Source organism: Mesorhizobium sp. B2-4-14, from assembly GCF_006442155.1.
Lineage (GTDB): Bacteria > Pseudomonadota > Alphaproteobacteria > Rhizobiales > Rhizobiaceae > Mesorhizobium.
In genome coordinates this window covers 119,467-133,256 of sequence record NZ_VFVA01000007.1, presented here as the reverse complement: position 1 = coordinate 133,256, position 13,790 = coordinate 119,467, and the positions used below count along the sequence as shown (strand labels likewise).

Genomic DNA, 13,790 nt, shown 5'->3' with positions numbered 1-13,790 from the left:
AAGTCGGTTCCGAAAGATCAGGCTGTCTCACCGACCGGCTTGGCCATGTCGACGAGCACCCATCCTGGTCGGTAAGGATTGGGCCGGCGACCCGTTTCGCGATAACCGTAAGCGAGATAGAGCGCGATGTTTCGCTCCATTTTCGCATTGGTATAGAGCCGCACCTCCGGCAAGCCCCAAAGGCGGGCCTGTTCATCCGCGTGCTTGAGCAGCGTGATGCCGAAGCCCTTGCCTTGGAAGGCAGGTGACACCGCGACGGAGAAGATCATCGCGTGGTCGGCGTGGCGTTCCAGCGTGATTACCCCGGCGAGCTCGCCGACGCGCTCCAGCAGCCAGACCTCGCCCCGGGCGATGCGCGGCGCGTAGTCTTCGGTAACCGGGATCGGCGGCGCATCGAGTATGGCGTCATAGGGGGCATAGGCTGCTTTCGTCAACGCGACGATCGCGGCAAGATCATCACGGCGGGCGAGCCTCATGATTGATCCATTCCAGCAGCAGAGGCGATCACCTTTTCCATGCCGGCGGCAATCGCCGCGACTGCGGCGCGGCTGGCCTCGCCCAGGCTATGGCGCCCGGCGATCCAATTCGCATCATTGTAGGAGAGCCACACCTTGCCTTGCTCATCCTCCCAGGCCAGCGCCTTGACCGGCAGATCGATGCCGGCGAGCTGCCTGTCCTGCATCAGTGGTGTGCCACCCTTGGGATTGCCGAAAATCAACAGTTCGGTGGGGCGAAGCGCGGCGTCGACATCGCGCGCGCCGGCTGCGTGATCGATGCGCGCGAACTCAAGCAGTCCCGCACGCTTTATCGCTTCCGCCAGGCGGTCGATGGTTTCGGTCACGCCAAACTGGCTCTGGACCGTGATGAGACCATCCCCAGCCATCACTCCGCCGCTTCGCGTTTGCCTCCGGGGCGCCGCTCCAGAAGTTCCTTCAAGAACTGGCCGGTGTAGCTGCGCTTTTCGCGCACGATCGCTTCCGGCGTGCCGGAGGCGACCAGTTCGCCACCGCCGTCGCCGCCTTCGGGACCTAGGTCGAGCACCCAGTCGGCGGTTTTTATCACCTCGAGATTGTGCTCGATGACTACCACCGTGTTGCCCTGGTCGACCAATTCGTGCAGCACTTCCAGGAGCTTGGCGACGTCGTGGAAGTGCAGGCCGGTGGTCGGCTCGTCGAGAATGTAGAGCGTCTTGCCGGTCGCCTTGCGCGACAGTTCCTTGGCGAGCTTGATGCGTTGCGCCTCGCCGCCGGAGAGCGTCGTCGCCTGCTGGCCGATATGGATGTAGCCGAGGCCGACCTGTTTCAGCGTGTCGAGCTTGTCGCGCACGCCGGGCACCGCGGCGAAGAAATCGACGCCTTCCTCGACGGTCATGTCGAGCACGTCGGCGATCGACTTGCCCTTGAACAGCACGTCGAGCGTCTCCCTGTTGTAGCGCTTGCCGTGGCAGACGTCGCAGGTGACATAGACGTCGGGCAAAAAGTGCATTTCGATCTTGATGACCCCGTCGCCCTGGCAGGCCTCGCAGCGGCCGCCCTTGACGTTGAACGAAAAACGGCCCGGTTGGTAGCCGCGCGCCTTGGCTTCAGGCAGGCCTGCAAACCAGTCACGGATCGGCGTGAAGGCGCCGGTATAGGTGGCGGGGTTCGAACGCGGCGTGCGGCCGATCGGCGACTGGTCGATGTCGATGACCTTGTCGAGGAACTCCAGACCCTCGATGCGGTCATGTTCGGCCGAATGCTCGCGCGAACCCATGATGCGGCGCGAGGCCGCCTTGAACAGCGTCTCGATCAGGAAGGTCGACTTGCCGCCGCCCGACACGCCGGTGACGGCGGTGAAGGTGCCGAGCGGTATTTCGGCGGTGACGTTCTTCAGATTGTTGCCGCGCGCACCGACGATCTTCAGGCGCCGGTTCTTCTTCGCCTCGCGGCGCACGGCCGGCGTTGCCACTTCGAGTGCGCCCGACAGATATTTGCCGGTGATCGAATTGGGGTTCGCCATCACCTGCTGCGGCGTGCCCTGGGCGATGATCTCGCCGCCATGGATGCCGGCGGCCGGGCCCATGTCGACGACATAGTCGGCGTGCAGGATGGCATCCTCGTCGTGCTCGACGACGATCACCGTGTTGCCGATGTCGCGCAAATGCTTCAGCGTATCGAGCAGGCGCGTGTTGTCGCGCTGGTGCAGGCCGATCGATGGCTCGTCCAGCACGTAAAGCACGCCGGTGAGACCCGAGCCGATCTGCGATGCCAGCCGGATGCGCTGGCTTTCGCCGCCCGACAGCGTGCCGGAATTGCGCGATAGTGTCAGGTAGTCGAGCCCGACGTCGTTGAGGAACCGCAGGCGCTCGCGGATTTCCTTCAGCACGCGCACCGCGATCTCGTTCTGCTTGTCGTTGAGCTTTGCGGGCAGGTCGGTGAACCAGCGATCGGCGTTGCGGATCGATTGCTCGGTGACTTCGCCAATGTGCTTGCCGGCAATCTTAACCGCCAGCGCTTCCGGCTTCAGCCTATAGCCCTTGCAGACCGGGCAGGGCGTTGCCGACATGAAGCGCTCGATCTCTTCGCGCATCCAGGCGGACTCGGTTTCTTTCCAGCGCCGCTCGAGATTGGGGATGACCCCTTCGAAGGTTTTGGTGGTCTTGTAGGAGCGCAGGCCGTCATCGTACTGGAAGGTGATTTCCCGTTCGCCGGTGCCACGCAGGATCGCCTCCTGGGCCTCGGCGCTCAAATCCTTGAACTTGTCGCCGAGCTTGAAGTTGTAAGCCTTGCCCAATGCCTCGAGGGTTTGCACGTAATAGGGCGAAGTCGACTTCGCCCATGGGCTGACCGCGCCGTCGCGCAACGACACATTCTCATCCGGCACCACGAGATTGGGATCGATGGCGCGCTGGCTGCCGAGACCGTCGCAGGTCGGGCAGGCGCCGAACGGGTTGTTGAACGAGAACAATCTCGGCTCGATCTCGGGAATGGTGAAGCCGGATACCGGGCAGGCGAATTTTTCGGAGAACAGGATGCGTTCATGCGTCTCGTTCTTCGATTTGTTGACCGAATCCTCGCCGGTCTGGCTGGCGTCGAGCGGCTTGTCGGCGAACTCGGCCACCGCCAATCCCTCGGCGAGCTTCAGTGCCGTCTCGATGGAGTCGGCAAGCCTCGTGGCGAGATCGCCGCGCACAACGATGCGGTCGACGACGACATCGATGTCGTGCTTGTACTTCTTGTCCAGGGCCGGAACGTCGGCGATTTCGTAGAAGACGCCATCGACCTTGACGCGCTGAAAGCCCTTCTTCTGCAGTTCCAGCAATTCCTTGCGGTACTCGCCCTTGCGGCCACGCACAATCGGCGCCAGCAGGAACAGGCGTGTGCCCTCCTCGACCGCCAGCACGCGGTCGACCATCTGGCTTACGGTCTGGCTCTCGATGGGCAGGCCGGTGGCCGGCGAATAGGGCACGCCGACACGGGCGAACAAAAGCCGCATGTAGTCGTAGATTTCAGTGACGGTGCCGACCGTTGAACGCGGATTCTTCGACGTGGTCTTCTGCTCGATGGAGATGGCGGGCGACAGGCCGTCGATCTGGTCGACGTCGGGCTTCTGCATCATTTCGAGGAATTGCCGCGCATAGGCCGAAAGGCTCTCGACATAGCGGCGCTGGCCTTCGGCATAGATGGTGTCGAAGGCGAGCGACGATTTGCCGGAGCCCGACAGGCCGGTCATGACGATCAGGCTGTCACGCGGCAGGTCGAGATCGACATTCTTCAGATTGTGTTCGCGCGCCCCGCGAATGGAAAGGAATTTATGGTCGGCCATCGCCGGTCGCCGCCTCAGATCTGGAATTCGTGGGATTGGCGGGTTTTCCCGACCATCCCCTATGTAGGTTTTTTTGCCGCCACGTCGAGAGACGCCACAACTCCCGACAGAAGTCGTTTAACCGCCTTTCGTGCGAACGGGCAAGCGGAAAGAACAAAGGCCGAACACGCTCCTGACAAAGCTGTGCGGAAACTGACCTGCACGTAACCTCCGCGCGATCACATTTTTCCGTAACCGGCTATTGATGGTTGACGCGGCCGGCTCACGGGGGCAGTCTCGGGACGTCAACGAAGCCGGCTGTCTTTCGATGGCCTCGCCACCCAGAGGTGGCCTGCGAGACGCCGCAGGCATTTGCGATTTGCGCTTCGGGACGAGATGTCGCAACGGACAGAGGAGCGGAGCATGACGCCACCGGACAGTCCCTTGAGGCTCCACGTGTCGCTGGAGCCGCGGCAGGCATAAGTGTCAAGGGTTTAGCGTTTGCGCCACCCGACAAACCGTGACCTGCCGTAACCCACCAAAAATCAGAGACTGCTAGTCGGATCGTCGGCTGAAAGCCGCGAAGCATCCGAAATCTAACGCCGGCAGTACACTCCCGGCAAAAGATTGGACTTTGGATCCAGGAAAGCCCCGGCCGTTTGCCTAGAGCACGGCGGGGCTGTTCTTTTTTTGAACGGGAGTTGGCAACGCTCCGGGCCTTTTGGAGGCCTCATCCCACCACCTATCTGGGAGGCTTGATCGCGCCGGCGCCGATATCGACGGTGATGCTGCCGGAAATCCTGACATCCGTATCGCCGATCTTGAACTGGCCATTGCCGCTGGGGAACGCGTCATCGGGCTCCGGCTGTAGGGCTGGCTTGGCGATGCGATAGTCGCCGCTGACGCCGGGCAGGGCGCTTTTCTGCGCCGATGGCGAGGCATTCTCGGCAAGCGCCGTACTGGATACAAAACCTGTGATGGCGAGCACCGTAGCGATGGTGGCGCGATGCGATACTTTGGGCGGATGCGTGTCAGTCATCCCGGGACTATAGGGACGTACCGCCATCGGAACCAGACCGGTATCGTCGAATCCTCGACCGGCGGCAGGCTTTTTGGTCTGATCAAGCCGCTTTTTTGCGAGTGCCGAAGACATGGTCGACGATGCCCCAGGCCTGGGCCTCGCGGGCGGTCATGAAATGGTCGCGGTCCAGCGTGCGTTCGACCTCTTCATAGGTGCGGCCGCAATGCTGGGCGTAGAGTTCGGTCATGTGGCGCTTGGTCTGGCCGATGCGCTCGGCATGGCGCTGGATGTCGGAAGCCTGACCCTGGAAGCCGCCCAGCGGCTGATGCAGCAGGATGGTGGCGTTCGGCAGTGCGATGCGGCGTCCCGCCGTGCCTGCCATCAGCAGGAATGAGCCCATCGAAGCGGCAAAACCCATGCACACGGTCGATACCGGACAGCTGATATATTGCATCGTGTCGTAGATCGCGAAGCCGCTGGTCACCACACCACCCGGCGAGTTGATGTAGAGCGAGATCTCCTTGTCGGGATTGTCGGATTCCAGCGACAGGAGCTGTGCGCAGACCAGCGCCGAGACGTCGTCATTGATCTCGCCGTTGATGAAAATGATGCGCTCGCGCAGCAGCCGCGAGAAAATGTCGAAGGCGCGTTCGCCGCGGCTCGATTGCTCGATCACCATCGGCACCAGACTGGCAAGGCCGCTCATTTTTCTTCTCCGATTTCCGTGTTCAGGCCGCGCGCAGCAGCAGGCATGGCGTGTTCGCGGCGATGGGCTTTCCGGCCCCACGCAACCCGAGCGAAAGCCGGCAGCCGGCGCCCGCCACGGCAACAGCGGGCATTGCCTTGCGGGCAAAGCCGTCATGGACAATGCGCAGATGCGTGCCGCCGGAAATCGTGCGGGCGAGCGTGAAGGTGACGACACTGTCAAGCGGATCCTGACGCGCGGCGTCCCCCGGCTGCTCCCGCCAGGAAAAGCGCAAGAGGCGTTCGGGTTCGGCTTCGAGGATTTCGCATTCGATCGCCGCCTCAGTTCCGGCGAAGGCAAAACGGCTACCGGCCTGCGGCCTGATGTCGTTTGGCATCATCCAGGCTGCGAGCAGTTCCGGCACGGTCAGAGCCCGCCACACTTTTTCCGGCGGTTCGGCAAGATCGTATTCGAACTCGATCGCATCCGGGACGACTTCGCTTTGGTTTTTGGCGTTCATCGATCCTATGTCCTTCACTGATTCGGATCTTTCACTGATCCATGTCCTTCAAAACCGTCTTCAGCCTTTCGATGCGCTCCGGCCAGAACGCGCGGTAGCGTTCGATCCAGGAGAGCAGGGGGGCAAGCCCCTGCGGATCGGCTCGATAATAGGCGTTGCGGCCAGCGCGCCGCTCGACCACCAGCCCGGCGCCGCGCAGCACCGCCAGATGCTGGGAGACGGCCGGCTGCGACACCGTCAGGCCGCTGCGCAGTTCCGACACACTCATCTCGCTTGTCGCCAGACGCTCGAAGACGGCGCGTCGCGTCGGGTCGGCCAGTGCGCGGAAAATCTCTGCTTCAATCATGGCAAAAGCATAAGTCGATACTTATCGATTTGGCAAGCGCTGTTTTGAAACCCATATGATGGCCTCAACCATTGCTGCCATTCCTTGACAACCAGCAGCAGTGCATATAGGAACGAACAGGGAACAAAAACCTTGTGGGAAAAGCCAGCCTTGGCAGGCGGCTGACGTTCGCAGCCTGTAAGGTGCTGCGACAAAAATTTGTTTCGGATGAGCGCGGAGAAGTATCATGGCGGGTAGCGTCAATAAGGTCATTCTGGTCGGCAATCTCGGCGCGGACCCTGAAGTCCGGCGCCTCAACTCGGGCGAGCCGGTCGTCAACATCCGCATCGCCACGTCGGAGAGCTGGCGCGACAAGAATTCCGGCGAGCGCAAGGAAAAGACCGAGTGGCACAACGTCGTCATCTTCAACGACCAGCTCGCCAAGGTGGCGGAGCAGTATCTGAAGAAGGGCATGAAGGTCTATGTCGAGGGCCAGCTGCAGACCCGCAAATGGCAGGACCAGACCGGTAATGACAAGTACACGACGGAAGTCGTGCTGCAGAAGTTCCGCGGCGAGCTGCAGATGCTCGATGCACGCGGCCAGGGTGAGGGCGGCCAGGTCGGCGGCTATTCCGGCGGCGGCAGCAGCCGTGGTTCCGATTTCGGCCAGTCCAGCCCGAACGAGAGCTTCAACCGTGGCGGCGGTGCGCCGAGGGGCGGTGGTGGCGGCTCGTCACGCGAGCTGGACGACGAAATCCCGTTCTGATCGACAGCAATACCGAACGGCTGACGTCAGGTGATCGATATGCCTCGAAGGTCCTGCATGGACTTTTCGGGGTTTTGCATTGTTGATTTGGCCTGAACAGGCGCGATCAAGGACTGAAAGGGCAGAGCGGTGAAAGCACGGGTAAAATGGGTCGAGGAGCGCACCTTCGTCGGCGAGTCCGGCAGCGGCCATAAGGTCGTGTTGGGCACAGCCTCCCGCCCTGATGGCAAGACGCCGGGGCCAAGCCCGATGGAGCTGGTGCTGATCGGCACTGGCGGCTGCTCTGCCTATGATGTCGTCCATATCCTGGAAAAAGGCCGCGAGGCGGTCGAGGACTGTGTGGTCGAACTCGATGCCGACCGGGCCGAGACTGACCCAAAAGTGTTCACGCGCATCCATATGCACTTCATCGTCAAGGGCAGGGCGCTCTCGACCGACAAGGTCAAGCGGGCGATCGACCTGTCGATCGAGAAGTATTGCTCGGCTTCCGCGATGATGGCCAAGACGGCCACGATCACCCACGATTTCGAGGTCATCGATACCGCGGCGAAATAGACCGACAGGCGCGCCTGTCGCGGATTATCCCACCATCAGCGCCTTGATGCCGTCGGCGACGAACTGCACAGCGAGTGCGGCGAGAATGACGCCGAGCAGGCGGGTCAGGATCGAGCGGCCGGTCTGGCCAAGAATGCGGTCGATGCGTTCCGACAAGACGAACACCAGATAGGTGATGACGAGGCACGCGAAGATGATGCCGACCAGTGCCGCCTGCGCGGCAAAGCCCTGAAACGAGCCTGAAAGCAGCACCGTCGCCGAAATCGCGCCGGGGCCGGCGATCAGCGGGATCGCCAGCGGGAAGGCGGCGATGTTGTGGATCATATCCTTGGTGATGGCGACGTCGCCGATCTTCTCCTTGCGGTCCTGCCGGCGTTCGAACACCATTTCGAAGGCGATGAAGAAGAGCAAAAAGCCGCCGGCGACGCGGAACGCTGGGAGCGTGATGCCGAACACCGACAGGATCGAGGCGCCGGCGACCGCGAACAGCGCCATCACCAGGAAGCCGATGACCGAGGCGCGCACGGACACCTGCTGGCGCTCCTCGCGATTCATGCCGCGTGTCACGGCGAGGAACAGCGGCGCCAGCCCGGGAGGATCGATGGTCACGAGAATGGTGACGAAGGCATTGAACAGGCTGTCGAAACTCGGCATCGCTGACCCCTCCCGCCGGGCCGAGCCCGCGCTCCGATATTGGTAGAGCAAAGCCCGGTCGGTGGGAACTGCCAGGGCCGCGAAACTACCGCGCCCGACAGAGGGTCAGCCGGCGGCACCGTGACAGGATGCTGTCTCGCGTCGGCGCGGCGAAGGTTTGTCCATCGCTGCAACGGGTTGCTGCGTCAGGGGGTTGTTGCTCGGCGCGCCAGGAACTCGACCTCCATCCGCCATGTCGCGCCATTGTCGTGCGAGCGCTCGCCGAGCCAGCGGAAGCTATTCGCCGTGATGCGCGAAAAGCTCCAGCGCACCGAGGCGCCGGTGCCGTCAGCGCCGACCTGCACGATCGTGTCGCCCTCGGCGCGGCCGAGCTGGCGGCTGAAATACTGGTTGCGCGGATCGCTCCAGAAGATATGCCAGGCATCGGCGCCGGGATCATAGACGCGCAGCGTTGTGCCATAGAAGGTCCACTTGCCGAGCGAGGGCGACGGGCCGGCATCGCGCGCCGGCAGGATCCAGACATCCTGGATGGCGCGGCCTTCCAGCACCCAGCCGAAATGCACCTCGCCGCGGCCAGTCAGCACGGTGCCATCCTCGAGGCGACGCGAGGCGTCGAAAGTCCAGGCGCCGACGAAGCGACCGTAGAGGTTCAGTTTCTCGGCAAGTCCGTCGATCGGTCCGGCACTGTGCAGGGCTTCGGCAAAGGAGGACGGGGTGAACATGGCTGCGGTCTCTTCTTGTCAGGAGACCGGGAGGAGTAGGCGCTGACGGGGTTCTGGGCTTGGGAAAAATTGCTATATTTCGGCCATGACAGCGACCACCCGCACTATCGCATCCGGATCCGGCTGGCACGTGGCGGATGTGATCTGCACAGCCGGCGCCGGCGATCGGCCGTTCGAGGAGGCACATCAGGATTTCTGCATCGCGGCGGTCACCGGCGGCGCGTTCCGTTACCGCGCGCAACAGGGCACCGCGATGCTGGCGCCGGGGAGCCTCCTGCTCGGCAATTCCGGCACATGCTATGAATGCGGGCACGAGCATGGCAGTGGCGACCGCTGCCTCTCGTTCCATTTCAGGCCGGCTTACATGGAACGGATTGTGGCTGGCGTGCCTGGTGCCAGGGGGCTGACCTTCGAGGCTCCGCGCCTGCCGCCTTTGCCGGCCCTGGCGCCGTTGTTGGCCGAGGCGGAAGCCGCGCGTGAAATGGCCGACACGGACGCTTTCGAGGAACTCTCCCTGCGCATTGCCGCCGCCGCCGTGGCCACGGTTTCCGGCGCCACGCCTGTCCGGCGCGCGCCGAGCCGCCGCGATCAGAAACGGGTGGCCGAAGCCGTGCGGCGGATCGAACTGGATGCTGATGGACCGGTTTCGCTGTCGGCTCTGGCGGATGAAACGGCGACCAGTCCCTACCATTTCCTGCGTACCTTTCGGCGGATCGCCGGCATGACGCCCTACCAGTTCCTGCTCAAAACCCGGCTGCACAGGGCGGCGGTGCGGTTGCGCCTGTCAAATGAAGCGATCTCGGCGATCGCCTTCGACGCCGGCTTCAACGACCTGTCGACCTTCAACCGCCGGTTTCGACGCGTCATGGGTGAGACGCCAGGCAACTATCGTGCCCGCCGGCCAAGCCGTTGAGGCGGGGTCAGTCCGAAGTCGGCCCGCACCAGCCTGGCAGATAGTCCGCGTCCTGGCCCTTGGACACGCGCAGCGCTTCTTTCATCGCCTTGTCGAAGTTCTTCGCCACGGCGCCCGGCGTGATGCGCCGGCGCAGGAAGTCCGCCCACAGGAATTCGCTGAACGGGGTCGTGTCCTTGGCAAAGCCACCTTGCCGGCGCAGTTCGCCCGCCATGCTCCGGTATGGGTCGTCGACGAGTTCGGCCATGGTCTTGGGAATGGCGTCGTAGGGTTGACGCTTGCCGTTCTCGTCGAACGGATGCATCCAGCCCCTGTTATCGAGCACGACGAAGAAGGCGTCCTTGTCGAGCCCCGACAGGTCGCTGATCACCGTGACCAGCACATCCCTGACACCTTCCTCGAGCAAGGCGCGGGCGAGGTGATGATGGTCCGTGACATAATTGCGCTTCTTCGGCCCCAGCACGACGGGAATCATGTGGCTGCCGAGAAAGGTCCCGGTCTTTCTGGCGCTCTGCGAGCGGATCATCTGGCGCTTCAAGGCGACCTCGCGCATGCCGACCGTGATCTGCGTCGGCCGCAGATCACTGACGGCAACGGGGTTCAGCAAGGGTTCCCGTTGGCTCATCATATTGCTTCGTCCTGTTGTTGCGGCTCTCGGCCGCGAAGCCGCCGAGCCGGGCCGTTGCCATCTGCTCGGGAATGGCGATCGCGGCCAGTGTCACGCCGGCGATCAGATCACCATTGAGATCCCGGCGCGTCCAGCCGCTCATCGCTCGCAGAGGCAGCCACGGGGTCCAATTCATTGCGCTCGCGGCTTTCGTTCGGGGAAATTGGTCCATTGCCGGCTTTTGCCTTCCTGGCGGCGAAAGGCACCGTGGCCATATCGTCGCAATCAGCGGTATCCTTTTGAAATTACCACCAAAAATGACACTGGAAAAGTGCCGCGAACGTTGGAGTTTCGGCCTGGCTTCCTATATAAGCAGCAAGTGATTCCTGATTAGATTGTGATCCGATTTGACCGACCAAAAGACACCGCGCGGCGCCGACGGCGGCCCTACCGGCATCGAGCCGATCTCCATCATCGAGGAGATGCAGAGCTCCTATCTCTCTTACGCCATGAGCGTGATCGTCAGCCGCGCGCTTCCTGATGTGCGCGACGGCCTGAAGCCGGTGCATCGCCGTATCCTCTATGCCGCCCATGAGAGCGGCTACCACTGGAACCGCAAATATGTGAAGTCCGCGCGTCCCGTCGCCGACGTGATGGGTAAATACCATCCGCATGGCGATGCCTCGATCTATGACGCCTTGGTGCGCATGGCGCAGGGCTGGTCGCTGCGCGTGCCTCTGATCGACGGGCAAGGCAATTTCGGTTCGATCGACGGCGATCCGCCGGCGGCCATGCGTTATACCGAATCGCGGCTGACCAAGGTCGCGCATGAGTTGCTGGAGGATATCGACAAGGACACCGTCGACTTCCAGGACACTTATGATGCCTCGGACACCGAGCCGAAGGTTCTGCCGGCGCGCTTTCCCAATCTGCTGGTCAACGGCTCCGGCGGCATCGCCGTCGGCATGGCCACCAACATCCCCCCGCACAATCTCGGTGAGGTCTGCAACGCCGCCATTGCCGTCATCGACAATCCGGCGATCGACCTGCCGGCGCTGATGGAGATCATTCCAGGTCCCGATTTCCCGACCGGTGGCATCGTGCTTGGCCGTTCCGGTATCTACAGCGCCTATTCGACCGGCCGCGGCTCCATTGTCATGCGCGGCAAAGTCAACATCGAACAGCGCGGCAATGACCGTGAATCGATCATCATCACCGAGGTTCCCTATCAGGTGAACAAGGCCTCGATGATCGAGAAGATGGCCGAGCTCGTGCGCGACAAGCGCATCGAGGGCATTTCCGACATCCGCGACGAGAGCGACCGCCAGGGCTACCGGGTCGTCGTCGAGCTGAAGCGCGATGCCGTTGCCGATGTCATCCTCAACCAGCTTTACCGTTTCACGCCGCTGCAGACCTCGTTCGGCGCCAACATGGTGGCGCTGAACGGCGGCAAGCCGGAACTGCTGACGCTGACCGATATGCTGAAGGCGTTCGTCACCTTCCGCGAGGAGGTGATTACACGGCGGACGAAATTCCTGCTGCGCAAGGCGCGCGACCGCGCCCATGTGCTGGTTGGCCTGGCGATTGCCGTCGCCAACATCGACGAGGTCATCAAGCTGATCCGTACCGCGCCGGATCCGCAGACGGCGCGCGAACAGTTGATGGAGCGGCGCTGGCCGGCCGGCGACGTCGAATCGCTGATCCTTCTGATCGACGATCCCCGCCACCGCATCAACGAGGACGGCACCTACAATCTTTCCGAGGAACAGGCACGCGCCATCCTCGAACTGCGCCTGCAGCGCCTGACGGCGCTTGGCCGCGACGAAATCGCCGACGAATTGAACACGATCGGCACCGAAATCGTCGACTATCTCGACATTCTGTCATCGCGGGCGCGCGTCCAGCAGATCGTCAAGGACGAGCTCGCCGCCGTGCGCGACGAGTTCGGCACGCCACGCCGCACCGAACTCACCGACGGCGGCGCAGACATGGAAGACGAGGACCTGATCCAGCGCGAGGACATGGTCGTGACGGTGAGCCATTCCGGCTACATCAAGCGCGTGCCGCTGTCGCTCTACCGGGCGCAACGCCGGGGCGGCAAAGGCCGCTCCGGCATGTCGACCAAGGAAGAGGATTTCGTCACCAGGTTGTTCGTGGCCAATACGCACACGCCGGTGCTGTTCTTCTCCTCGCGCGGCATCGTCTACAAGGAAAAAGTCTGGCGGCTGCCGATCGGCAATCCGCAGTCACGCGGCAAGGCGTTGATCAACATGCTGCCGCTCGAGCAGGGCGAGCGCATCACCACCATCATGCCGTTGCCCGAGGACGAGACGAGCTGGGGCGAACTCGACGTGATGTTCGCCACCACGCGCGGCACGGTGCGCCGCAACAAGCTTTCCGACTTCATCCAGGTCAACCGCAATGGCAAGATCGCCATGAAGCTGGAGGAGGAGGGCGACGAGATTCTCGGCGTCGAGACGTGTACCGATAATGACGACGTACTCCTGACCGCGAGCTCCGGCCAGTGCATCCGCTTCTCGGTTGGCGACGTGCGCGTATTCCAGAGCCGCAACTCTGTCGGCGTGCGCGGCATAGCCATGGCCGATACCGACCGCGTCATTTCGATGGCTGTCATCGAGCATGTCGATGCGCCGCCGGCCGAACGCGCCGCCTATCTCAAGCGGGCGGCGGTCGAACGGCGGTTGGCTGCCGGTATACCGGGCGAAGAAGAAGAAATCGCGCTGACCAATGAAGAGGTCGACGAGGAAGCGGAGCTGTCCGACGAACGCTACGAATTCCTCAAGGCGCATGAGCAGTTCGTGCTGACGGTCACGGAATACGGTTACGGCAAGCGCTCCTCGTCCTACGATTTCCGGCTGACCGGCCGCGGCGGCAAGGGCATCCGCGCTACTGACGTCTCGAAGACGGCGGAAATCGGCAGGCTGGTGGCGACCTTCCCGGTCGGCAATGACGATCAGATCATGCTGGTGTCGGATGGCGGCACCGTCATCCGGGTGCCGGTGAACGGCATCCGTTTCGCAAGCCGGGCCACCAAGGGCGTGACCATCTTCAATACCGCCGAAGGTGAAAAGGTGGTTTCGGTCGAGCGCATTTCCGAGCCGCAATCGGACGAGGAAAGCGAAGAGACCGTCGAGGGCGTCGCCGAGACCACTCCTGTGGTGGACACCGGCCCGGAGATTGCCGAGTAAGTCCGGCCGCGGGTCTTTAAACACGGCAAC

General features: G+C 62.8%; 15 protein-coding genes. 4 read left to right on the top strand and 11 right to left on the bottom strand.

Annotation, left to right across the window (positions count from 1 at the left end):
- Nucleotides 1–17 precede the first annotated feature (17 nt).
- From FJ938_RS09190 to FJ938_RS09160, 7 genes are all read right to left on the bottom strand, one after another.
- Entirely contained in the window at nt 18–476 is a 459-nt protein-coding gene (locus FJ938_RS09190) for a GNAT family N-acetyltransferase (RefSeq protein WP_140607059.1), read from the bottom strand.
- A complete protein-coding gene (locus FJ938_RS09185; protein WP_181165481.1) occupies nt 473–883 on the bottom strand; it encodes a DUF302 domain-containing protein in 411 nt (136 codons plus the stop codon). The genes FJ938_RS09190 and FJ938_RS09185 overlap by 4 nt, the downstream gene beginning before the upstream one ends.
- Nucleotides 883–3,804 (bottom strand): excinuclease ABC subunit UvrA, encoded by a 2,922-nt coding sequence (uvrA, locus tag FJ938_RS09180; protein WP_140607057.1) that lies wholly within the window; start codon nt 3,802–3,804, stop codon nt 883–885. The genes FJ938_RS09185 and uvrA overlap by 1 nt, the downstream gene beginning before the upstream one ends.
- 721 nt (nt 3,805–4,525) lie before the next feature.
- Nucleotides 4,526–4,822 carry a hypothetical protein gene (locus tag FJ938_RS09175; RefSeq protein WP_140692977.1) on the bottom strand — a complete coding sequence of 99 codons (297 nt, stop codon included), beginning with the start codon at nt 4,820–4,822 and terminating at the stop codon, nt 4,526–4,528.
- Between the two features lie 82 nt (nt 4,823–4,904).
- Nucleotides 4,905–5,510 carry an ATP-dependent Clp protease proteolytic subunit gene (locus FJ938_RS09170; RefSeq protein WP_140692975.1) on the bottom strand — a complete coding sequence of 202 codons (606 nt, stop codon included), beginning with the start codon at nt 5,508–5,510 and terminating at the stop codon, nt 4,905–4,907.
- 22 nt (nt 5,511–5,532) lie between these two features.
- Nucleotides 5,533–6,009, bottom strand: a complete 477-nt coding sequence (locus tag FJ938_RS09165; RefSeq protein WP_140692973.1) for an SRPBCC domain-containing protein — start codon at nt 6,007–6,009, stop codon at nt 5,533–5,535.
- Nucleotides 6,010–6,040: 31 nt separating this feature from the next.
- On the bottom strand, nt 6,041–6,355 hold the full coding sequence (locus FJ938_RS09160; RefSeq protein WP_140692971.1) for a metalloregulator ArsR/SmtB family transcription factor: 315 nt from the start codon (nt 6,353–6,355) through the stop codon (nt 6,041–6,043).
- A 226-nt stretch (nt 6,356–6,581) separates the two neighbouring features.
- Between FJ938_RS09160 and ssb the strand changes: the two genes are divergently transcribed.
- Both ssb and FJ938_RS09150 read left to right on the top strand, forming a co-directional pair.
- Nucleotides 6,582–7,100 carry a single-stranded DNA-binding protein gene (gene ssb / locus FJ938_RS09155; protein ID WP_140692969.1) on the top strand — a complete coding sequence of 173 codons (519 nt, stop codon included), beginning with the start codon at nt 6,582–6,584 and terminating at the stop codon, nt 7,098–7,100.
- 129 nt (nt 7,101–7,229) lie between these two features.
- On the top strand, nt 7,230–7,655 hold the full coding sequence (locus FJ938_RS09150; RefSeq protein ID WP_140607052.1) for an OsmC family protein: 426 nt from the start codon (nt 7,230–7,232) through the stop codon (nt 7,653–7,655).
- A 24-nt stretch (nt 7,656–7,679) separates the two neighbouring features.
- Here FJ938_RS09150 and FJ938_RS09145 read toward each other — a convergent pair whose 3' ends face one another.
- The gene (locus FJ938_RS09145; protein ID WP_140607051.1) at nt 7,680–8,309 is read right to left on the bottom strand and encodes a MarC family protein; all 630 of its coding nucleotides are present in this window, start codon (nt 8,307–8,309) and stop codon (nt 7,680–7,682) included.
- 185 nt (nt 8,310–8,494) lie between these two features.
- Nucleotides 8,495–9,031: a hypothetical protein gene (locus FJ938_RS09140; RefSeq protein WP_140607050.1), complete on the bottom strand. Its 537-nt coding sequence runs from the start codon at nt 9,029–9,031 to the stop codon at nt 8,495–8,497.
- 85 nt (nt 9,032–9,116) lie between these two features.
- Here FJ938_RS09140 and FJ938_RS09135 point away from each other — a divergent pair, with 85 nt between their 5' ends.
- Complete coding sequence (locus FJ938_RS09135; protein ID WP_140607049.1) at nt 9,117–9,944, top strand: AraC family transcriptional regulator; 828 nt, start codon at nt 9,117–9,119, stop codon at nt 9,942–9,944.
- A 7-nt stretch (nt 9,945–9,951) separates the two neighbouring features.
- Here the strand turns inward: FJ938_RS09135 and FJ938_RS09130 are convergent, their stop codons facing one another.
- Together FJ938_RS09130 and FJ938_RS09125 are read right to left on the bottom strand one after the other, a co-directional pair.
- Complete coding sequence (locus FJ938_RS09130) at nt 9,952–10,572, bottom strand: ParB-like protein (RefSeq protein ID WP_140607048.1); 621 nt, start codon at nt 10,570–10,572, stop codon at nt 9,952–9,954.
- Nucleotides 10,526–10,714, bottom strand: a complete 189-nt coding sequence (locus FJ938_RS09125; RefSeq protein WP_181169040.1) for a hypothetical protein — start codon at nt 10,712–10,714, stop codon at nt 10,526–10,528. Before FJ938_RS09125 ends, FJ938_RS09130 begins: the two co-directional genes overlap by 47 nt.
- Nucleotides 10,715–10,958: 244 nt before the next feature.
- On the opposite strand from FJ938_RS09125, the gene gyrA reads away from it, so the two are divergent.
- Nucleotides 10,959–13,760, top strand: a complete 2,802-nt coding sequence (gene gyrA, locus FJ938_RS09120; RefSeq protein ID WP_140607046.1) for a DNA gyrase subunit A — start codon at nt 10,959–10,961, stop codon at nt 13,758–13,760.
- Nucleotides 13,761–13,790 lie beyond the last annotated feature (30 nt).

Coding starts and splice junctions, on each gene's coding strand:
- FJ938_RS09160 (WP_140692971.1), bottom strand. CDS start 6,355: ATGATTGAAGCAGAGATTTTCCGCGCACTGGCCGACCCGACGCGACGC.
- FJ938_RS09165 (WP_140692973.1), bottom strand. CDS start 6,009: ATGAACGCCAAAAACCAAAGCGAAGTCGTCCCGGATGCGATCGAGTTC.
- FJ938_RS09190 (WP_140607059.1), bottom strand. CDS start 476: ATGAGGCTCGCCCGCCGTGATGATCTTGCCGCGATCGTCGCGTTGACG.
- FJ938_RS09170 (WP_140692975.1), bottom strand. CDS start 5,510: ATGAGCGGCCTTGCCAGTCTGGTGCCGATGGTGATCGAGCAATCGAGC.
- FJ938_RS09140 (WP_140607050.1), bottom strand. CDS start 9,031: ATGTTCACCCCGTCCTCCTTTGCCGAAGCCCTGCACAGTGCCGGACCG.
- FJ938_RS09125 (WP_181169040.1), bottom strand. CDS start 10,714: ATGAGCGGCTGGACGCGCCGGGATCTCAATGGTGATCTGATCGCCGGC.
- FJ938_RS09185 (WP_181165481.1), bottom strand. CDS start 883: ATGGCTGGGGATGGTCTCATCACGGTCCAGAGCCAGTTTGGCGTGACC.
- FJ938_RS09175 (WP_140692977.1), bottom strand. CDS start 4,822: ATGACTGACACGCATCCGCCCAAAGTATCGCATCGCGCCACCATCGCT.
- FJ938_RS09130 (WP_140607048.1), bottom strand. CDS start 10,572: ATGATGAGCCAACGGGAACCCTTGCTGAACCCCGTTGCCGTCAGTGAT.
- ssb (WP_140692969.1), top strand. CDS start 6,582: ATGGCGGGTAGCGTCAATAAGGTCATTCTGGTCGGCAATCTCGGCGCG.
- uvrA (WP_140607057.1), bottom strand. CDS start 3,804: ATGGCCGACCATAAATTCCTTTCCATTCGCGGGGCGCGCGAACACAAT.
- FJ938_RS09145 (WP_140607051.1), bottom strand. CDS start 8,309: ATGCCGAGTTTCGACAGCCTGTTCAATGCCTTCGTCACCATTCTCGTG.
- FJ938_RS09135 (WP_140607049.1), top strand. CDS start 9,117: ATGACAGCGACCACCCGCACTATCGCATCCGGATCCGGCTGGCACGTG.